Annotated in this window: 16 protein-coding genes and 1 tRNA gene; 7 read left to right on the top strand and 10 right to left on the bottom strand. The window is 68.7% G+C overall.

Annotation, left to right across the window (positions count from 1 at the left end):
• Positions 1-2: 2 nt before the first annotated feature.
• On the bottom strand, positions 3-1187 hold the full coding sequence (locus ACWPN7_RS14240; RefSeq protein WP_459196970.1) for a glycosyltransferase family 4 protein: 1185 nt from the start codon (positions 1185-1187) through the stop codon (positions 3-5).
• 166 nt (positions 1188-1353) lie between these two features.
• Positions 1354-1755 carry a 4a-hydroxytetrahydrobiopterin dehydratase gene (locus ACWPN7_RS14235; RefSeq protein ID WP_149649566.1) on the bottom strand — a complete coding sequence of 134 codons (402 nt, stop codon included), beginning with the start codon at positions 1753-1755 and terminating at the stop codon, positions 1354-1356.
• Between the two features lie 101 nt (positions 1756-1856).
• Here ACWPN7_RS14235 and ACWPN7_RS14230 point away from each other — a divergent pair, with 101 nt between their 5' ends.
• Positions 1857-2450, top strand: a complete 594-nt coding sequence (locus ACWPN7_RS14230) for a uracil-DNA glycosylase (RefSeq protein WP_247881563.1) — start codon at positions 1857-1859, stop codon at positions 2448-2450.
• Between the two features lie 6 nt (positions 2451-2456).
• Here the strand turns inward: ACWPN7_RS14230 and glk are convergent, their stop codons facing one another.
• The 3 genes from glk to ACWPN7_RS14215 form a co-directional block, all read right to left on the bottom strand.
• Complete coding sequence (gene glk, locus ACWPN7_RS14225) at positions 2457-3431, bottom strand: glucokinase (protein WP_456522584.1); 975 nt, start codon at positions 3429-3431, stop codon at positions 2457-2459.
• A 10-nt stretch (positions 3432-3441) separates the two neighbouring features.
• Entirely contained in the window at positions 3442-4839 is a 1398-nt protein-coding gene (otsA, locus tag ACWPN7_RS14220; protein WP_038529040.1) for an alpha,alpha-trehalose-phosphate synthase (UDP-forming), read from the bottom strand.
• Between the two features lie 463 nt (positions 4840-5302).
• Complete coding sequence (locus ACWPN7_RS14215) at positions 5303-6181, bottom strand: N-formylglutamate amidohydrolase (RefSeq protein WP_456524938.1); 879 nt, start codon at positions 6179-6181, stop codon at positions 5303-5305.
• A 234-nt stretch (positions 6182-6415) separates the two neighbouring features.
• Here ACWPN7_RS14215 and ACWPN7_RS14210 point away from each other — a divergent pair.
• A tRNA-Val gene (locus tag ACWPN7_RS14210) sits at positions 6416-6490 on the top strand.
• A 156-nt stretch (positions 6491-6646) separates the two neighbouring features.
• Here the strand turns inward: ACWPN7_RS14210 and ACWPN7_RS14205 are convergent.
• Positions 6647-8818 carry a malate synthase G gene (locus ACWPN7_RS14205; RefSeq protein WP_459197003.1) on the bottom strand — a complete coding sequence of 724 codons (2172 nt, stop codon included), beginning with the start codon at positions 8816-8818 and terminating at the stop codon, positions 6647-6649.
• A 239-nt stretch (positions 8819-9057) separates the two neighbouring features.
• On the opposite strand from ACWPN7_RS14205, the gene recD2 reads away from it, so the two are divergent.
• The 5 genes from recD2 (at position 9058) to ACWPN7_RS14180 (ending at position 16264) form a co-directional block, all read left to right on the top strand.
• Positions 9058-11253: an SF1B family DNA helicase RecD2 gene (gene recD2, locus ACWPN7_RS14200; protein ID WP_492273333.1), complete on the top strand. Its 2196-nt coding sequence runs from the start codon at positions 9058-9060 to the stop codon at positions 11251-11253.
• A 351-nt stretch (positions 11254-11604) separates the two neighbouring features.
• Positions 11605-12210 (top strand): cold-shock protein, encoded by a 606-nt coding sequence (locus ACWPN7_RS14195; RefSeq protein WP_051657916.1) that lies wholly within the window; start codon positions 11605-11607, stop codon positions 12208-12210.
• 209 nt (positions 12211-12419) lie between these two features.
• A complete protein-coding gene (locus tag ACWPN7_RS14190) occupies positions 12420-13139 on the top strand; it encodes a Crp/Fnr family transcriptional regulator (protein ID WP_137102554.1) in 720 nt (239 codons plus the stop codon).
• A gap of 144 nt (positions 13140-13283) precedes the next feature.
• The gene (locus ACWPN7_RS14185) at positions 13284-14168 is read left to right on the top strand and encodes a DUF3369 domain-containing protein (protein ID WP_492273332.1); all 885 of its coding nucleotides are present in this window, start codon (positions 13284-13286) and stop codon (positions 14166-14168) included.
• Entirely contained in the window at positions 14147-16264 is a 2118-nt protein-coding gene (locus ACWPN7_RS14180) for a hybrid sensor histidine kinase/response regulator (protein ID WP_492273490.1), read from the top strand. The genes ACWPN7_RS14185 and ACWPN7_RS14180 overlap by 22 nt, the downstream gene beginning before the upstream one ends.
• Positions 16265-16314: 50 nt before the next feature.
• On the opposite strand, the gene ACWPN7_RS14175 is transcribed toward ACWPN7_RS14180, so the two are convergent.
• From ACWPN7_RS14175 to ACWPN7_RS14160, 4 genes are all read right to left on the bottom strand, one after another.
• Positions 16315-18306, bottom strand: a complete 1992-nt coding sequence (locus tag ACWPN7_RS14175; RefSeq protein WP_459196971.1) for a methyl-accepting chemotaxis protein — start codon at positions 18304-18306, stop codon at positions 16315-16317.
• A 227-nt stretch (positions 18307-18533) separates the two neighbouring features.
• Positions 18534-18833, bottom strand: coding sequence for a hypothetical protein (locus ACWPN7_RS14170; RefSeq protein ID WP_038529028.1), 300 nt, complete (start codon positions 18831-18833; stop codon positions 18534-18536).
• 223 nt (positions 18834-19056) lie between these two features.
• On the bottom strand, positions 19057-19350 hold the full coding sequence (locus ACWPN7_RS14165) for a ferredoxin family protein (protein ID WP_081862943.1): 294 nt from the start codon (positions 19348-19350) through the stop codon (positions 19057-19059).
• Positions 19347-20648 (bottom strand): FAD-dependent oxidoreductase, encoded by a 1302-nt coding sequence (locus ACWPN7_RS14160; RefSeq protein WP_103040309.1) that lies wholly within the window; start codon positions 20646-20648, stop codon positions 19347-19349. The genes ACWPN7_RS14165 and ACWPN7_RS14160 overlap by 4 nt, the downstream gene beginning before the upstream one ends.
• Between the last annotated feature and the right edge of the window lie 29 nt (positions 20649-20677).

Genomic DNA, 20677 nt, shown 5'->3' with positions numbered 1-20677 from the left:
CGTTACAGCACCGACTCCACGACGTCGGCCACGCCGTCCGCGTAGCGGTCCCAGGTCAGACCGGCCAGGAAGGCGGCACCCGCCCGCCCGATGGCCGCGGCGCGGGCGCGGTCGGCCCACAGGCCTTCGAGCGCCGCGACGATCTCCTCCACATCGCTCTCGCCCCAGCCGTCGGTGCCGAAATCGGTCTGGATGGCGCGTTGCCGGGTCAGGGGGAGGCAGCGATCCGCCCCGATCAGGTCGAGATGCCCGGTGTTGGCCGACAGGATGGCGGGCACGCCGCAGGCCATGCATTCCATGGCGACGAGGTTGGTCCCGCCCTCGCCGCGGTTGGGGAACAGGCCGACATCGACCTCGCGCAGGATGCGGGCCATGTCGGCGTTGGGCACGGGCCCGAGGTCCATCACCTGATCGGCGCGCAAGCCGTTGGCGGCGGCCCAGCCGGCCCCGTCGAACTGCCCGTTCTCGTGGAAGCGCACAGGCGCCACCGCGGGGTTGGCCTCCAGCGAGCGGGCGCTCTCCGGCCAGGGGTTGTGCCACGCCGTCAGCAGCAGCGCCTCGGGATGGCGCTCGGCGAAGGCGCGGAAGCCGAGCAGGGCGAGGTCCTGCCCTTTGCGGAACTCCGGCTTGCCGCCGGAGAAGACGACGAAGCGGTCCTTGAACCAGCCGACTTTCGGCGCCGGATGGAAATGGGTGGGATCGACGCCTTGCAGGACCGTGCGCACCCGTCCGATGCCGGCACCGGTCAGCACCTGCTCGACGAAGCTGGACCCGGCGACGATGGCCGCGCATTGCTCCGCCCGCGCCCGGCCCTCCGCGTCGATGGCGGTGTCCTCCAGATAGCAGACGCCGACGGTGGGCTGGCCTTTCAGCGTCACGCCCTCCACCGACCGGCTGCCGACGAGGTTGTTGCCGAGCCCGCGCAGCACCGGCACCGACACCCCGACCTCCTGCCCGGCGTGGGGCGCGATCTGCCGGCAGAGCGCCTCGGACTCGCGGACGAAGCCGGCCATACGCCGCCATTCCAGCGGGGACAGCGCGATGTCCTCCAGCCGCAGCGGCAGCGAGCAGACCGGCACCAGCCGACCGCTGCGCGTCCAGCTCAGCGCCAGTTGCAGCCCGTTGACGCCCCAGCCGCTGTAGCTGGACAGGCCCCATTGGATGACGGCGGGCTGGGCGGTGGGCATGGGATGCGCTCCGGGTTGGTGTTCCCTCGCCCCTCCGGGGAGAGGGTGGCCCGGAGGGCCGGGTGAGGGGGATGCGCTTGTGCCGGACGTAACGACACGCGCAACCCCCCTCACCCTAACCCTCTCCCCGGAGGGGAGAGGGGAAAAAGTTGAGGAAAGGGCAAAATCAACCGTGCCGCGCGGTGGGGGAGACGTCGCCCATGGATTCCGACACCGGGGCGTAGGGTTCGTCCATCAGCCCCTCGACCTTGGCGGCCATGATGAAGTCGTTCTCGTGCAGGCCCTTGATCTTGTGCGTCCAGAAGGTGACGGTGCAATGGCCCCAGCCATAGAGGATCTCGGCGTGGTGGCCTTCCGCTTCGCACAGGTCGCCGACGCGCATCGCGAAATGCTGGGCCTCGCGGAAGTTGGAGAAGCGGTAGTCGCGCTCCAGCCGGTCGGGGTCCGGCCTGATCGACCAGCCGGGCACCTGCACCAGATAAGTTTCGGCCATGGCGCGGTCCATCGGCGGGATGCCGCCGCGGCAGGGTTCGCAGCTCTTTCCAGCCAGCTCCTGTTGTGTCGCCATCTCGCGTCCTCCTGTGTTGTTGGTTCGGACTCCTCGTTTCGAACAATGCTGGGGCCGAAGCCTCGCGGCGGCAAGCCTCAGGACAAGCAATGGACGCGCGCATGACGGACCTGCCCTTCGCCGATTACCAACAGCCCACGAAGACCGCCGCCGGGCCGCACCTCGCCATCGTGGGAGAAGCACCGGGAGCGGAGGAGGCGCGGCGGGGCGTTCCCTTCGTCGGGCGCAGCGGGCAGCTCCTCGACGAGACGCTGAAGGCGGCCGGGGTGGAGCGGGCGGAATGCCTCGTCGCCAACGTCTTCCGTTACCAGCCGCCGGGCAACAAGGTGGGGCATTTCTTCGCCTCCCGCACCCGCGCGAAGAAGGAGGGGCGGGCGCTGGACGAGCGCTGGGGGCCGTTCGGCACCTCCGACTGGGTGCTGGCCGAGTTCTCGGGCGAGATCGAGCATCTGCAGCGGACGCTGGAGGGCTTCGCCCCCCGCGTCATCGTCGCGCTGGGCCGCACGCCGCTGTGGGCGCTGACCGGGCTGAACGGGATCATGCAGCTGCGCGGCACGGTCCAGCCCTGCCGTCTCGTGCCGGGGGCCGAGGTGGTGGCGACCTTCCACCCCAGCTACATCCTGCGCGGCCAACTCGCCGAACAGCCGACCTTCCTGGCCGACCTGAAACTGGCCGTCTCGCGGTTGACGGCGTAAGCGCCTTTACGCCCGCTCCGCGGCCTCGGCCAGACCGAGGAAGGCGGGAAGCTCGTGGGTGATGACGTAGGTCGGGATGGGGGTCAGGAAGTCGCGCATCCGGCCCTTCTCCATGAAACGCTTGCGGAAGCGGGAGTGGGTGAACAGGGTGCCCAGTTTCGGCACGATGCCGCCCGCGATGTAGATGCCGCCGCGCGCACCCAGCGTCAAAGCGAGGTTGCCCGCCACGGTGCCGAGCATCGCGCAGAACATCTCCACCGCCTCCACGCAATGGGGATTGGTGTTGGCGGTCGCCGCATCCGACACCTGGGCCGGGGTGAAGGGTTCCGGCTCCTGGTGGTCGAGGACGCACAGCGCCTGATAGAGGTTGACCAGCCCCGGCCCGGACAGCACCCGCTCCGCCGACACATGGTCGAAGCTCTTGCGGAGCTGGGCCAAAACGGCGCTCTCGCGGTCGCTGACCGGGGCCATGGTGACGTGGCCGCCCTCCGCGGCCAGCGCGGTCCAGCCCTCGGGGCCGGGCACCAGCCCCGACACGCCCAGCCCGCTGCCCGGCCCGACCACGCCGACGACGCGGCCCGGCACCGGCGCTCCCTCGCCCACCTGGCGCACATCGGCGGCGGTAAGGCGGGGCACCGACAGGGCGACGGCGGTGAAGTCGTTGATGACAGCCAGCCGCTCCAGCCCCAGCTTGCCGCGCACCTCGGCCGTGGAGAAGGACCAGCCACGGTTGGTCATCAGCACCGCGTCGCCGGTCACCGGACCGGCGATGGCGAAGGCGCCGCGGCTGGGCCGGGCGTCGTGCGCCACGCCGCCCAGATAGGCGAGCGCCGCCGCCTCCAGCGACGGGAAGTCGGCGCAGCGCAGCACGCGCGAACCGTGGATGCCCGTGCCGTCGATCAGGCCGAAGCGGGCGTTGGTGGCGCCGATGTCGGCGACCAGGGTGACGGGGCCGGAAGCGGCATTGCTGTCTGTGGTCATGACATCAGTTTCACCCGTACGGCGCGCGCGTCAAGGCATCGACGTAGCTTTCGCGCCACCAGCCGATGTCGTGGCTGCGCAGGATGCGCATCATCGCGGCGTGGCGCTCCTTGCGCTCGGGCAGCGACATGGTCAGGGCGCGCTGGAGGGCGTCGGCCACCGCCTCGATGTCGAAGGGGTTGACGATCAGCGCCGAATCGAGTTCCCGCGCCGCCCCGGCAAAGGTGGACAGCACCAGCACGCCGGGGTCGTCGGCGTCCTGGCAGGCGACATACTCCTTGGCGACGAGGTTCATGCCGTCGCGCAAGGGGGTGACCAGCCCGACATGGGCGGTGCGGTAGAAACCGGCCAGCACGCGCCGTCCGAAGCTCTTGTTCAGATAGCGGATCGGCACCCAGTCGAACTCGGCGAAACGCCCGTTGATGCGGCCCGACAGCTCCGACAGCTCGCGCTTGATGGCGATGTATTCCGGCACGTCCTCCCGGCTCGGCGGGGCCACCTGGAGGAAGGAGACGCGGTTGCAATGCTCCGGATAGGCCGCCAGAAGCTGTTCGAAGGCCTGGAAGCGCTGCGGCAGGCCCTTCGAATAGTCCAGCCGGTCCACCCCGATGATCAGCCGCCGCCCGACGAGGCTCTCCTTCAGCCGCTCGGTGTGACGGGAGCGCACGGCGGTCTCGGCGATGCTCACCAGATTTTCGGTGTCGATGCTGATGGGGAAGGCGCGGGCCAGCAGCGTGCGCCCGAAGGCGTGGATCAGCATGCCGCCCTCGGGGCCGCGGTCCTCCACCTCGCCGTTCAGCTCCTGCCGGATGTAGTCGGCGAAGCTGCGCAGATCCACCTGGGTGTGGAAGCCGACGAGGTCGTAGGCGCACAGCTCGCGGATCAACTCCCGGTGATTCGGCAGCGCCACCAGGATTTCGGGGGCCGGGAAAGGCGTATGCAGGAAGAAGCCCATGCGCTGGGTGCAGCCGCGCTGGCGCAATTCCTCGCCGAAGGGGATCAGATGGTAGTCGTGGACCCACACCATGTCGTCGGGACGCAGCAGCGGGACGAGCTTCTCCGCGAAATAGCCGTTGACCCGCTTGTAACCCTCGCGCGTGCGGCGGCTGACCTCGATCAGGCCGACGCGGTAATGGAACAGCGGCCACAGGGTCTGGTTGGCGAAGCCGTTGTAATATTCCTCGAAGTCGCGGCGGCTGAGGTCCAGCGTCGCGTAGGTCAGGCGCCCGACGTCGGTGCGCCGGGGTTCGCTCTGCGACTCCTCCTCGACCACCGTGCCGCTCCAGCCGAACCAGATGCCTCCGGTCTTCTTCAGCGCGGCCAGCACGGCCACGGCGAGGCCCCCGGCGGCCTGCTTGCCTTCGTCGATGGGGGCGACGCGGTTGGATACGACGACCAGTCTGCTCACGTGGGTGGTTCTCCGGTGCCGGACGACCGCTTGAAACGGCGGCCGAATCGCGTGTGACGGGGCAGACCCCGGAACGCGCAGGGACAAAACGACCGTGTGGGGGGTTGGTTCCCTATCGGTCGGATGGGTTATGCCGAAGGACCGGGGTGGGTTGGCGGACGCGCCGCCAGCCCCAGATTGTGCGGGAGCAGAGCCGGGATTCTGTGTGCAATGCAGCATAAACGGCTGTTTGCGCTGCGCCGAAGCTTTGTCTTAACTTTGGTTAAACCATTGAATGACATGAAAAAACATTTTCCCTCTTGATCCCCGGGCGGGGCTTCATCATATTGTGCAGTGCGGCATCGATCGTGTCTGCGATGCGGGCGGTGCCGTAACGCACTTCTTGGGCGTTTCCTCCCTAGACTCGGGCCGGGGCCTTCGCCCCGGCCTTTTTTTGTGCGCGGCCCGGCGAGCGACGGGCTGATCAGCGCGGGGCAAGGGGGGTGGACGGCAGGTGGGCGACGTTGTCCACCATCTCGTGCATGTGCCGGGTCAGGACGGTCAGGAAGGGCAGACGGGACAGCGTGGCCTCGTCCATGTAGAGGTCGCGGCTGATTTCGATCTGAAGCGCGTGGATGCCCTGGCGCGGGCGCCCGTAATGGCGGGTGGTGTAGCCGCCGGCGTAGGGCGCGTTGCGGCTGACCGTGTAACCCAGACCGCGCAGGAAGCGCTCCGCCGTCTCGGTGACCGCGGGGGCGCAGGAGTTGCCGAAACAGTCCCCCAGCACGATGTCGCTGCGCCGGTTGTCGCGATCGCCCAGCCCGGGGGAGGGCATGGAATGGCAGTCGATCAGCACCGCGTGGCCGAAGTGGGCGCGCGTGTCTTCAACGAGGCGGCGCAGTGCGTTGTGGTAGGGGGTGTAGCACTGCTCCACCCGCCGCACCGCTTCGGAGAAGCGCAGCTTGCCGCGGTAGATGTCCTCGCCGTTGGCGACCACCCGCGCGATGGTGCCCAGCCCCGCGGCCACGCGCGGCGAGCGTGTGTTCACGTAAGGCGGCAGGGGGTCGGCGAACATCTCCGGGTCCAGCTCGTAGGCTTCGCGGTTGACGTCCAGAAAGGCGCGGGGAAACAGCGCGCGGATCAGCGGTATGCCCAGGGTCGGGGCGCCCGCGAAAATCTCGTCGACGAAGCAGTCTTCCGATTTGCGCAACGCGCGCGGGTCGAGCCGCGCCGCCGCCAGGAACTCGGCCGGATAGCGGTTGCCGCTGTGCGGCGAGGCCAGCACCAGCGGCTTGGTCTGTTCGTCCGGGGCCAGAAGTTCGAAGGCCGGCTCCGGTGTGGCGGCGTCGACGGAAGCATCCATGGCACTGTGATGTAGTGGACCTGGACGGCTCTGTCACGCACCGTCCCGCTCACGCCCCAACAGATGTGAGGCGCCTGCCGTCCCGTCGGCGGGAAAAAAGGCGGCGTTCGTCGTCGGGCCGCAAAAAAGTGAAATCGAGGCTTGCCAGACCTCCGGGATGATGGTACACCCCACGCCCACGCCGGACGGGACGCAAGACGGATGCCGAACCCCGAACCGACCGGCGACACGGATGGGCGCGTAGCTCAGCGGGAGAGCACTACGTTGACATCGTAGGGGTCACAGGTTCAATCCCTGTCGCGCCCACCATCCTCGAAGGCCGGAACCCAGACGGGTTTCCGGCCTTCGCCATATCTGGGCTTTGCCGCATTTGGACCCTGCGGGCGCACTGGCCTTGAGCAAAGAAAAAGGCCCTCCCCCGCGAATGGGGAAGGGCCTTCGATGCGCGCCGGATGGCGGGCCGGCTCAGATGGCGGCCTTCGCCTTGGCCTCGATGCGGCGGCGGTGCAGCACCGGCTCGGTGTAGCCGTTCGGCTGCTCGCGGCCCTTGAAGACGAGGTCGCAGGCGGCCTGGAAGGCGACGCTGCCGTCGAAGTCGACGGCCATCGGGCGGTAGAGCGGATCGCCGGCGTTCTGCTTGTCCACCACGGCGGCCATGCGCTTCATCGTCTCCATGACCTGCGCCTCGGTGGTGATGCCGTGGAGCAGCCAGTTGGCGATGTGCTGGCTGGAGATGCGCAGCGTGGCGCGGTCCTCCATCAGCCCGACGTTGTTGATGTCCGGCACCTTGGAGCAGCCGACGCCCTGGTCGATCCAGCGCACCACGTAGCCGAGGATGCCCTGGGCGTTGTTGTCCAGCTCCTGCTGGATTTCCTCTTCCGACCAGTTGGGCCGGTCGGCCAGCGGGATGGTCAGGATGGCGTCCAGGCTGGCGCGCTCGCGGCGGGCCAGCTCCTCCTGACGGGCGGCGACGTTGACCTGATGGTAGTGCAGGGCGTGCAGCGTGGCCGCGGTGGGCGAGGGCACCCAGGCGGTGTTGGCGCCGGCCTGCGGGTGGACGATCTTGGCGGCCAGCATGTCGGCCATGCGGTCGGGCATCGCCCACATGCCCTTGCCGATCTGGGCGTGGCCCTTCAGCCCGCAGAGCAGGCCGGTGTCCACGTTCCAGTCCTCGTAGGCCTTGATCCAGGCGGACGACTTCATGTCGTTCTTGCGGATCATCGGGCCGGCTTCCATGGCGGTGTGCATCTCGTCGCCGGTGCGGTCGAGGAAGCCGGTGTTGATGAACACCACGCGCGCCGCCGCGGCCCGGATGCACTCCTTGAGGTTCACCGTGGTGCGGCGCTCCTCGTCCATGATGCCCATCTTCAGCGTGTTGCGCGCGATGCCCAGCGCGTCCTCGACACGGGCGAACAGCTCGTCCGCGAAGGAGACCTCCTCCGGTCCGTGCATCTTCGGCTTCACGATGTAGACGGAGCCGGCGCGGCTGTTGAGGCGGGCGCCCTTGACGTCGTGCAGCGCGATCAGCGAGGTGATCATGCCGTCGAGGATGCCTTCCGGCGCCTCGCTGCCGTCCTTCAGCAGAACCGCGCTGTTGGTCATCAGGTGACCGACGTTGCGGATCAGCATCAGGCTGCGGCCCGGCAGGGTGATCGTCTCGCCGTTGCGGCTGGTGTAGCTGCGGTCGGGGTTCAGCCGGCGCTCCACCGTGCCGCTGCCCTTGGGGAAGCTGGCGGTCAGGCTGCCGGTCATCAGGCCCAGCCAGTTGCGGTAGGCCAGCACCTTGTCCTCGGCATCCACGGCGGCGACGGAATCCTCGCAGTCCTGGATGGTGGTCAGGGCGGATTCGAGCACGAGGTCGGCGACCCCGGCCGCGTCGGTCTTGCCGATCGGGTGGCTGCGGTCGATGCGGATTTCCATGTGCAGGCCGTTGTCGGCCAGCAGGATGGCGGTCGGGGCGGATGGCGCGCCGTTGTAGCCGACCAGACGCTCCGGCTCGGCCAGACCCGTGCTGCGGCCGTCCTTCAGCGCGACGACGAGGCGGCCGTTGTCCACCGTGTAGCCGGCGGCGTCGGCGTGCGACCCGTCGGACAGCGGCGCGGCGCGGTCCAGCACGTCGCGGGCGAAGGCGATGACCTTCTCGCCGCGCTTCGGGTTGTAGCCGGCGGTGCGCTCCGCCCCGTCGTCGTCGGGGATGGCGTCGGTGCCGTAGAGCGCGTCGTACAGGCTGCCCCAGCGGGCGTTGGCGGCGTTCAGCGCGTAGCGGGCGTTCATCACCGGCACGACGAGCTGCGGGCCGGCGGTGGTGGAAATCTCCGGATCGACGTTCTCGGTCGTCACGGCGAAGTCCGGGCCTTCCGGCAGGAGATAGCCGATCTCCTTGAGGAATTCGGTGTGGGCGGCGCGGTCCAGCGGCTGGCCGCGGCGGCTGCGATACCATTCGTCGATCTGGGCCTGGAGCGCGTCCCGCTTGGCCAGCAGCGCGCGGTTGCGCGGGGCCAGATCGTGGAGGATCGCGTCAAGGCCCGACCAGAATTGCTCCGGCGTCACGCCGGTGCCCGGCAGGGCTTCGTTCTCGATGAAGCGGTGAAGCTCCGTGGCAACTTGCAAGCCGCCAACCTGAATGCGTTCCGTCACCATTGCTGCTCTTTCCTTCCGAAGTCGTAGACACCGCGGTTTTTCGGTTTGTCGTTCTTTGGCTGACGTTTTTTCACCGCAAGCCCGCTCCGGCGCGGTCCGTTCGGTCCGGTGTCCGGCGCGGGGTTCGCGCGACAAGGTACACATTCGCGGCGCCGCGGTCTTCCTCCGAATTGACGCGATGCAGCGGTTGCGCGGGGAACTCCCCCAAAGGCCCGCCAGCACCTATGTTGGGTGGCATGAGCATATCCGGCGATGCCTCCACCGCGGCGGGACCCCCGCGGGAACCGCTGTCGGGGCTGGTGGAGCGGGTGACCTTCCACAGCCCGGAGACGGGATTCTGCGTGCTGCGGCTGAAGGTGCGCGGGCAGCGCGACCTCGTCACGCTGGTCGGCCACGCCGCCACCATCGGCGCCGGGGAGTTCGTGCAGGCCAGCGGCGCCTGGGTGAACGACCGCAACCACGGGCTTCAGTTCAAAGCGGACTTCCTGCGCGCCACCCCGCCGACCACGGTGGAGGGGATCGAGAAGTATCTCGGCTCCGGCCTGATCCGCGGCATCGGGCCGGTCTACGCCAAGAAGATGGTCAAGGCCTTCGGCGAGGCGGTTTTCGACGTGATCGAACAGGAGCCGGACCGGCTGCGGCAGGTCACCGGCATCGGGCCGAAGCGGGCGCAGCGCATCATCGCCGGCTGGGCCGACCAGAAGGTGATCCGCGAGATCATGATCTTCCTGCACAGCCACGGGGTCGGCACCTCGCGCGCGGTGCGCATCTTCAAGACCTACGGGCCGGATGCCATCCGTCTCATCACCGAGAATCCCTACCGGCTGGCTCGCGACATCCGTGGCATCGGCTTCAAGACGGCGGACGCGGTGGCCGCCAAACTGGGCATCGAGAAGACCGCGATGATCCGGGCGCGGGCCGGCATCGGCTACGCCCTGGCCGAGGCGACCGACCAAGGCCATTGCGGCGTGCCGGTGGCCGAGCTGATCCCCATGGCCGTGAAGCTGCTGGAGATCGACGCTTCCATCCTGGAGACCGCGGCGGAACTGGAGCGGCAGGACGGCGCGGTGGTCGCCGACAGCCTAGGCGGCGAGCCCTGCCTGTTCCTGGCCAGCCTGCACCGGGCGGAGCAGGCCATCGCCGACCGGCTGCGACGGCTGGCCGGCGGTCCCGTGCCCTGGCCGGAGATCGACGCGGAGAAGGCGATTCCCTGGGTGGAGGCGAAGGCCGGGATCACGCTGGCCGAGGGGCAGCGGGAGGCGCTGCGCCAGGCGGCGACGTCGAAGCTGCTGGTCATCACCGGCGGGCCGGGGGTCGGCAAGACGACGCTGGTGAACAGCATCCTGACCATGCTGAAGGCCAAGGGCGTGTCGATCGCGCTGGCCGCCCCCACCGGCCGCGCCGCCAAGCGGCTGAGCGAGAGCACCGGCATGGAGGCGCGGACCATCCACCGCCTGCTGGAGACCGATCCGCAGGCCGGCGGCTTCAAGCGCGACGAGACCAACCCGCTGGACTGCGACCTGCTGGTGGTGGACGAGACCAGCATGGTCGACGTGCCGCTGATGAACGCCCTGCTGCGCGCCGTGCCGGGGCGGGCCGCCCTTTTGCTGGTCGGCGACGTGGACCAGCTGCCCTCGGTCGGGCCGGGGCAGGTGCTGGGCGACGTGATCGGCTCCGGCGCGGTGCCGGTGGTGCGGCTGACCGAGATCTTCCGGCAGGCGGCGACCAGCCGCATCATCGTCAACGCCCACCGCATCAACGCCGGCCAGATGCCGGAGACACCGAAGGCCGGGGAGGACAGCGACTTCTACTTCGTCGAGGCGGCGACTCCGGAGACCGGGGTGGCGAAGCTGATCGAGATGGTCCGCGACCGCATTCCCCGCCGGTTCGGCGCCGACCCGGTGCGCGACGTGCAGATCCTTTGCCCGATGAACCGCGGGGGCCTCGGCGCGCGGTCGCTGAACATCGAATTGCAGAGAGTGCTGAACCCGCCGGGCGAGTTCCGAGTCGAGCGATTCGGCTGGACCTTCGGCCCCGGCGACAAGGTCATGCAGGTCGAGAACAACTACGACAAGGAGGTCTACAACGGCGATCTCGGCATCGTATCCGCCGTTGATACCGAAGAAGGTGTGCTGACCGCCACCTTCGACGGCCGTCCGGTGACCTATGATTTCGGAGAATTGGATGAGATTGTCCTGGCCTACGCGACGACGATCCACAAGAGCCAGGGGTCCGAATACCCGGTGGTTGTGATCCCGGTAGTGACCCAGCATTACACGATGCTCCACCGCAACCTGATCTATACCGGCGTGACGCGGGGCAAGCGGCTGGTGATCATGCTCGGCCAGCGCCGCGCGCTCGCCATGGCGGTGCGTGGGGTCCAGGGACGGCGGCGCTGGACGAAGCTGGGGGAGTGGCTGTCGCCACTATGACCCTTGGAGGAGGACAACCATGTCGGGATTTTGTCACAGACGTATGCGCGCAGGGTTTGCGCCGCCTGCCCCGGTGTGCGCAGCGTCCGTCATCGCGCGCTGTGGAAAATGTCCTAAGCTGTTCAATTGACGAAAGAAACTCCTGTCTCCCCAAGGGCGGGGCGGGGGTGGGCGCCCAGGGTCCGCCGGGGGTGGCACCGGGCGCCTTCGGGACCGGTACCCCTTCCGAACGGACGGCATTCCCCTTGGCCGAATGTCGCAGGAAAGGGCGTCTGGCCTTTGGCGTGCTTGACGGATGGCTCGTACCCTGTGACAAAGATAATTCGGCATCCTTTATGAGCTTGAAGACACATGTTCGACCGCCCGCCCCGCCAGGGCTACCGCGCTCCCGAGATCACCAAGGCCAACGTCACCGCCACTGTGAAGTGGTTCAACCCCACCAAGGGGTTCGGCTTCGTGTCACCCGAGGACGGTTCGCCCGACGCCTTCCTGCACGTCTCCGCGGTTCAGGCCGCCGGCTATGACGCGCTCGACGAAGGCGCGACCATCGTTTGCGACCTCGCCCGCGGCCCGAAGGGTCCGCAGGTTGCTTCCATCCAATCCGTGGACACCTCCACCGCGTCCCGTTCGGCCCGTCCGGCCCGCACGGGTGGCGCCGGTGGCTTTGGCGGCGGCGGTTATGACCGTGGCGGCTACGGCGGCGGCGGCGGTTACGACCGCGGCGGCTGGGGCAACGACGCCGGCGGCGGCGAAGAGGTCGACGGAACCGTCAAGTGGTTCAACGCCGACAAGGGCTTCGGCTTCATCACGCCGAGCACCGGTGGCAAGGACGTGTTCGTCCATGTGAACGTTCTGCGTCGCTCCGGCATGCAGACGCTCCAGGAAGGCGATCAGGTGCGCGTGACCGTCCGCCAGGGCCAGAAGGGTCCGGAGGCCGGCAAGGTCGAGTACCGCTAAGCCGTCTTCAGCCTCTGAAGAGCGGACTTTGAAAACGGCCGGGGCGCTTCCGCAAGGAGGCGCCCCGGTTCGTTTTCGGGACTCCGGCGCCAAGGCCCGAGGCCGACGGCTGGGGGATCCGCATCGTCGCGGCGATTCCCCATCTTGCCCAAACCTTGTGCAAGCTGCGACATTGGCCGAGGTTCTGTGGTGACGAGGTGAGGGTAGGCATGAGGAACGATCCGCCGGGTTATCGGCCCCAGGACGCCGCGACGCTGCGGTCCAACGCGCTGTTCGGCCGCCTGCCCGATCGGTCGCTGGAGCTTCTCGTCAGCACCGCCCAAGTGCGCACGGTGCCGCGCGGCACCACCCTGTTCGTTCAGGACGAGGACGCCGACCGCTTCTTCGCTTTGCTCGACGGCTGGGTGAAACTCTACCGCCTGACCCGCGACGGGGCGGAGGCGGTGGTGACCATCGTCGCCCCCGGCGAGACCTTCGCCGAGGCCGCCATGTTCGCCAGCGGCAAATTCCCGGTCTGCGCGGAGGCGGTCGCCGACTCGCGCGTCATGACCCTGACGGCGGAAGGCTTCGCCCGCTGCCTGCGCGAGGACGAGCAGATCGCCTTCGCCATGCTGGGGTCGCTGTCGGTGCGGTTGCGCCACCTCGTCCAGCAGATCGAGCAGTTGCAGGTCCAGCCGACCGCCCAGCGGGTCGGCAGCTTCCTGTTGCGCTTCTGCCCGGAGGGAGGCGGCGCCACCAGCTTCGCTCTGCCCTTCGACAAGGCGCTGATCGCCCGGCGCCTCGGCATGCAGCCGGAGACCTTCTCCCGCGCGCTGGCGAAGCTGCGCGGCGTCGGGGTGGAGACGCAGGGCGGGACGGTGTCCGTCGCCGACCTGGACGCGCTGCGCCGCTTCTGCAACGCCGACTCCGGGGGCGACTCTCGCGGCTGACGGGCTGGCGCAGTCTTGGGTTGTCGTCGGCCGCGGCGCCCCGCCGATGAAGGGTTGTGGCGGAGTGCAGGGGCATGTTCACGCGCGGCGGCGCTGTGATATCCTCCCGCGACCGGAGGCTGCCGGCGGTGCGGAGTGAGTTCGATGAGCGACGAGTTTCTTTTCGCCGACGACGAGCCGGGTATCGAGGCCGAGACGGCGAAGGAAGCGGCGCCGGAGCCTGCCGATCCCTGGATCATCCTGATCGTCGATGACGATCCAGCCATTCACGCGACCACCAAGATGGTGCTGCGCGGCTTCACCTTCGAAGGTCGCCCGGCGCAGTTCCTGTCCGCCGGCACCGCGGCCGAGGCGCGCAGCCTGCTGGAGCAGAACCCGGCCATCGCCGTGGTGCTGCTGGACGTGGTCATGGAGTCGGACGACGCCGGCCTGCGGCTGGTGCGCATGATCCGCAGCGAACTGAACAACCGGCGCGTGCGCATCATCCTGCGCACCGGCCAGCCGGGGCAGGCGCCGGAACGCGACGTCATCCTGAACTACGACATCAACGACTACAAATCGAAGACGGAGCTGACGGCGCAGAAGCTGTTCACCTCGGTCGTTGCCGCCCTGCGCGGCTATCAGGACATCACCGCCATCGAGGACCACCGCCGGGGGCTGGAGCGCATCCTGGACGCTTCGTCCGCCCTGCTCGACAAGCGGACCATGGCGGAGTTCGTTCGCGGCGCGGTGTCGAAGATCGCCGAGATCTGCCCGCCCTGCGACGGCATGGCCCTGTGCAGCCGCTGGACGGAGGAGGAAACCGGCGGTGCCGCGCGCGACCCGCTGGTGCTGGGGGCCGGCGGCATCCACGCGGCGGCGGAGGGCAAGCCGGTGCGCGCCGCCTTGCCGGCGGAGGCGGCGGAGGCGGTGACCCAGGCGCTGGCCGATGGGCGGAACCGCTATGAGCGGGAGCGCAGTTTGTTGGTCTTCCGCTCCACCTCGCGGCACCACGACACGGTGTCCACATCAGCCACCAGCGCCCCCTGACGGAGGACGAGCGGCGGCTGCTGGAGGTGTTCTGTTCCAAGGTCGCGGTCGGCTTCGACAACGTGCATCTGTACGAGGAGCTGACCGCGCTGAACCGCAACCTGGAAAGCCAGGTGGCCGACCGCACCCGCGAGCTGGTCGCCGCGACCGAGGCGGCGGAGGCGGCAAGGGCGGAGGCGGAGGCGGCCAATCAGGCCAAGTCGCTGTTCCTGGCGACGATGAGCCACGAGATCCGCACCCCGATGAACGGCGTCCAGGGCATGCTGGAGCTGCTGGAATACACGCCGCTGACCCCGGAGCAGCAGGAGCTGGTCTCCGTCGTGCGCGATTCGGCGGGGGCGCTGCTGACCATCATCAACGACATCCTGGATTTCTCGAAGATCGAGGCCGGACGGCTGGACCTGGAGAACGCCCCGGTGTCGTTGTCCGCGGTGGTGGAGGGCGTGGCCGAGACGCTGGCCCCGGCGGCGCGGCAGAAGGACCTGACGCTGGTCACCTACGTCGATCCCGACCTGCCGCCGCTGGTCATGGGCGATTCGGTGCGCATCCGGCAGGTGCTGTTCAACATCGCCGGCAACGCCGTGAAGTTCACCCCCTCCGGCTCGGTGCGCATCCGCGCCGAGCTGGCGCGCTTCGAGGACGGGCGGGCGACCATCCAAATCACCGTGACCGACACCGGCATCGGCATCGCCACGGAGGCGCAGGCCCAGCTGTTCCGCCCCTTCACCCAGGCGGAAGCCTCGACTACGCGGCGCTTCGGCGGCACCGGGCTGGGGCTGTCGATCTGCCGCCGTCTCGCCGAGCTGATGGGCGGCGAGGTCGGGGTGACGAGCGAGCCCGGCCGCGGCTCGACCTTCTGGTTCACCTTCACCGCCGATCTCGCCGCAGACGGCGACGCCGTGGGCGTCGCGGCTCCGCCGCTGGCCGGGCTGTCGGTGCTGCTCCTGGCCGCCGACGCGGAGGAACGGCGTTTCCTCGCCCGCTATCTGAACACCGACGGTGCCGTGCTGCTGGACGCGCCGGACGCGGCGGCGGGGATGCGGGCCCTGCCGCCCGGCACGCCCTGTGACGTCGTGCTCACCACCGCCGAGGCGGACGTGCAGGCGTTGGACGCCGCGGCGCCGGGGCTGGCGCGCGGACGGGTGCTGCTGGGCGGGCGCGGCGCCCTGATCGACGCGGTCGGGCTGGCCCGTCCGGTGCGCCGCGGTCATCTGGTGCGCGCCGTGCTGGCCGCTGCGGGCCGCGGACCAGCGGTCGAGGCCGAGACGGGGCATCCCGGCCCGGCCGGAGCGTCCCTGGCGGGAGATGGCGCGGCGACCCCGCCGCGCATTCTGGTGGCCGAGGATCATCCGACCAACCGGCAGGTCATCCAGCGGCAGCTCGCCCTGCTCGGCCATACGGTGGACATGGCGGAGGACGGCGTCGAGGCGCTGGCCCTGTGGCGCGACGGCGATTACGCGCTGCTGCTGACCGACTGCCAGATGCCGGAAATGGACGGCTTCGAGCTGACCCGCCTGATCCGCGCCGAGGAGGCGGCGAAAGGGCGCCCGCGCCTGCCCATCATCGCGGTCACCGCCAACGCCATGGCCGGCGAGGCCCAGCGCTGCCTGTCCGCGGGGATGGACGACGCCGTGTCGAAGCCGGTGGAGATCGGCCAGCTGCGCCGCCTGCTGGAGCGCCATCTGCCGTCCCAACCAGGGGCCGAGCCGGAGGTCGCTCCCACCGCACCCGTCGCGGCTCCGGACTCCGCCTCCGACGCGCCGCCGATCGACGTGGGCGTTCTGGCGACGCTGTTCGACGGGGATATGGAGTTCGTCGGGCAACTGCTGCAGGAGTTCATCGTCTCCAACAGCGCCAGCCGCGACCGTCTGGTCGCCGCCCACGCGGCGGAGGATTGGGACGGCGTGCGGCAGGCCGCCCACAAGCTGGCGGGGTCCTCCCGCACGGTGGGCGCGCGCGATCTGGCCGCGGCGAGCGACGCCATCGAACTGGCCTGCATGGACCGGCGGCTGGACGGCATCGGCGCGCTGGTCGCCCGCGCCGACCATGAGCTTGGCCGTGCCGCCGCTTTCATTGATGGCATGGCGCCGGCTTAGCGAGCCGGCGCCATGCCCATCGGTCGATCAGGCGGTTCCCAAGTGGTTCCTCAAGCGGCCATCGGCCGCAGGGCACGGTCGCGGACCAGCGTGTTGAACCGCTGTTCGAAGCCGGCCTTCGCTTCGTCCGGCAACTCGAAGCGGACGTGGCAGCTCTGGGCCTCGACCGTCACGACGGTGAAGGGCAGGGGCATGCCGAAGCCGTCGATGTGCAGCGCGCCGCGCCCGCCGTTCGTGGCGCCGTCCCAGACCTGCAGCGCAGCACCGCTGGAGGACAGGTTGTGCAGGCGGCAGATCCGGTTGCCGGCGGAGGTTTCGGCGCGGGCGGGCAGATCCACCGCGTAGCGGGCCTCGCGGCGGCGGTCCACCTCGCTCATCGAGGTGCGGACGACGCGGACCAGGATGCCGCGCAGCTCATCGATGCTCCCCGAGACGTCGTCGGCGACGGTGCGCACGTCGGACGCGCGGTCGCCGGTGGCCTGCGCCTCGCTGGAGACCTCGGCGATGCGGCGGGAGACCTCGCGCGCGGCGTCGGCGGTCTGGTTGACGTTCCGGCTGATCTCCTGGGTCGCGGCGGCCTGCTCCTCCATCGCGGCGGCGATGGCGGCGGCCACTTGATCCACTTCGGTGATGCTCTCGGTGATGGTGGAGACGGCGGCCACGGCGCCGCCGGTCGCGGCCTGGATCTCGCCGATCTGGGTGGCGATGTCCTCGGTCGCCTGCGCGGTCTGGTTCGCCAGATTCTTCACCTCGCTGGCCACCACGGCGAAGCCCTTGCCGGCTTCCCCGGCCCGTGCCGCCTCGATGGTGGCGTTCAGCGCCAGCAGGTTGGTCTGGCTGGCGATGTTCTGGATGAGCTGGGCGACGTCGCCGATCTTCTGCACGGCGTCGGACAGCGACTGGATGGTGCCGCGCGCCTGATCACCCTTGTCCACGGCGATGCGGGTGATGCTGCTGGCCTGCGCCACCTGGGTGCCGATCTCGCGGATCGAGGCGGCCAGTTCCTCCGAGGCGGCGGCGACGGTCTGGGCGTTGCGCAGGGCCTGCTCCGCGGCGGCGGCCACCGACTGGCTGTTCGCCCCGACGGCGTCCGCCGACCGGGCCATGGCCGCGGCGTTGCCTTCCATCTGCCCGGTGCGCTCGGCGACCCGGTCCACGGCGTTTCGGGTTTCCCGTTCCACCGTCTGGGCCATGTTCTCCAGCGCGTCGCGCTTGGCGATCTCGGCCTGCTCGCGCTGGCGCTCCTGCTCCCGGCGCATGCGCTGGTTCTCCAGCCCGTTGGCCTTGAATACCTCCACCGCGCGGGCCATCGCGCCGATCTCGTCGTGCCCGCCGCTTCCCGGCACGGCTTCGGCATAGTCGCCGTCGGCGATCCGCCGCATCGCGGCGGTCAGGCGCCCCACCGGGCCGACGACGCGGCGGACCACCACCATCACGCCCAGCAGCACCATGGCAATGCCGACGGCCAGCAGCGTCCAGGCGGTCGTGCTGGCCATGTCGTGGGTCTTCTGGGCGGCCTCGTAGCTTTCGCCGGCGACGCGCACCTGGAGGTCGATCAGCAGGCCGATGCGGTCGGTGACGGGGTCGATGGTCTGGTACAGCTCCTTTCGGACGAAGCCGTCCAGCGCCCGGCTGTCCTTGTCCGACAGGATGCCGATCAGCCGCTCGATCAGGATGTCGGCCTTGGCCATGTCCGGCTTGACCTGATCGACAAGGGCCCGCTCCTCGTCATTGAGCATGTTGGCGAGATAGGCGGACCAGTGCGACCGGATGTCCTCCTTCGCCTTGCGGGCGGATGCCAGGCTTTCGTCCCAGGTGAAGTTGCCGTTGCGGGCCTTGTGCGAGGCGTCGACGATGAAGACGGCGTAGGCGTCCGAGATGATCTTCAGGTTGCGCAGCGGCAGCACCCGGTCGTCATGCACCGACCGCAGGTCGGCGTTCGCCATGTTGAGCGCGCGCAGCCCGACGACGTCGCTGACGGCGAGCAGCACGCCGAGCAGGTTCAGAACCACGAGAAGAAGGACTTTGATGGAGAGGCGCATTGCAAGCTTTCCGCGGATTTCGACAGGCTCCCGCTTTTCCCATCGTCGTGCGACGGCGCGGGCTTCGGAGACGTCAGGCGTGGACGGAACGAAAAATCGCCGTCCGCGGGATGGCGCGGACGGCGATTCCTGGTTTCTGCTCTGCACAGCGGGCCGCGCAATCCGGGCCTCGTCCGAACAGCCGGAGAGTGTCTACGAGCGGTGACTCGTGTCCAACCCCTCGGGCGTCATTGGACCTTGACCTCGTTCCCGTGATCGCGGCGGTAGATGTGCACATGGTAGGCGGCCATCGGATTGCCCCGGACATACTCCAGCAGACGGCGTTCCATATCCGGCGTGGCGTTGCGGATCAGCATCTGCCAGGCCGGCTCCATCGTGGCGCGCTGGGTCTCGTTGTGCGGCAGCATGATGAAGCCCGCCCATTCTGGCCGGAAGTCAGCAAGATAGCTTTCGGCATAATGCCGCATCATGGACGCGTCGTTGACGTTGACCGACTTCATGTTCTCGAAGCAGACACGAAGCTGCATGTTCCGTCTCCCTCGTTCCGCGGGTCTCGATACAACGGATATGTGCAGCGTCCGTCCCTTCCGCATCCTCCGATTTGTTGAAAATTCGGGTGGGAGCGCCGATCCCCCGCCGACAAAGAAAACCCCTCCCCGCGGAGCGGGAAGGGGTTTCAGTCATGGCGGATAGGAGAGGGAGACGACCGGCAAACCAGCGGCGAAGGCCGTAGGACCGCCGGTGCGTTCCTCAACCAAACTTATAACTGATGCCGTAGCCGCCCCGCGGGTAGTCCCACTGAATATTTTCCTTGTCCTGGCAGACCACGCGGCAGGTGCCGCATTCCAGGCAGCCGTCGGTGGCCAGCGTCACGCTGCCCGTCTCGTTCTTGCTGTAGCAGGCCGCCGGGCAGCAGATGGTGCAGGCCTGGGACTCGCAGGATTTGCAGACCGCCTCGTTGCGGATCTGGATGTGCGGCCGGCTCTCGTCCACGATGTAGCGGTTCTGGTACAGCTTCTCTTCGATCTTGACCACGATGCTCATCGCACGGCCCTCACCAGCTTGATTGCGTCGCCGACCAGACCCATGATCGAGCGCTTCTTGACGAAGGACTTCATGATCTCCTTCTCCTTCGTCCTCTTGTCGACGCTGTCCACGGTGAACCAGCTGTGGGCGGCGGCGGTCAGCGTGTCGGGATAGGCGCCGAAGAACTGCTTGTTCTCGTGCATGATGCCCGGCAGGTTCCTGTACTTCTTCAGGTCCTTCATGATGAAGCTGTCGTCCAGCTTCTTCTTGTAGGCGGCGAGGTTGGCGGCGTTGAAGGGCTTGCCGGCCTGCTTCAGCTCGATCACCGTCTCCGCGGCCATGCGGCCCGACGCCATGGCGAGGTTGGAGCCCTCGCGGTGGGCGGCGTTGTTGAAGTGGGCGGCGTCGCCGACCACCATCCAGCCGTCGCCGTAGAGCTGCGGAACCGCCTTGTAGCCGCCCTCGGGGATCATGTGGGCGGCGTATTCCTTCATCTCCGCCCCTTCGATGAGCGGCTTGATGACGGGGTGGTTCTTCAGGTCCTCCAGCATCTTGTAGGGCGGGATGGCGCCCTCCTTGAAGTCGGAGATCAGGCAGCCGATGCCGATCGTCAGCGATTCCTTGTTGGTGTAGAGGAACGCCGTGCCGACCATGCCCTTGGTCACCTTGCCCATGATCTCGATGACCACGCCCTCCTCGTCCTTCAGGCCGAAGCGCTGCTGGATCAGTTCGGGATCGATGAACAGGATCTCCTTGACCGCCAGCGCGACGTTCTGCGGCGCCAGCTCCTGCTGGAAGCCGGTGCGGCGGGCGAGCAGGGCGTTCACGCCATCGGCCATGATGACCACGTCGGCGTGGATCTCGCCGCCCTCGCGGTCGGTGCGCACGCCGATGACCTTGCCCGAGGCGTCGCGGATCAGCTCCGTCACCGTGGTCTCGCAGATCTGCAGGCCGCCGGCCTCGCGGATCTTCTCGGAGAACCACTTGTCGATGTTGGCGCGGATGATCGTGTAGCGGTTCGGCTTGTCGCTGTTGAAGGCGTCCGACCGGTAGTTGGTGCCGATGTAGTTGTCGTCGCCGAGCAGCCAGACGCGCTGTTCGATGATGTGGCGCTCGGTCGGGCAATCCTCGCGGAAGTCCGGGATGATCTTTTCCAGCTCGGCGGCGTACATGATGCCGCCCTGGACGTTCTTGGCGCCGGGATATTCCCCGCGCTCGAGCTGGAGAACGTTGAGGCCCTGCTTGGCCAGCGTGTAGGCCGCCGCGTTGCCGGACGGGCCGGCACCGATGACGATGGCGTCGAACTTTTCGACCATGGTCCTTGTGGCTCCTGTTCGTCCGGTTG

This window comes from Azospirillum sp. UENF 312511 (assembly GCF_058780635.1).
The sequence above is the reverse complement of the archived record's forward strand: the minus strand, read 5'-3'. Positions and strand labels throughout refer to the sequence as shown.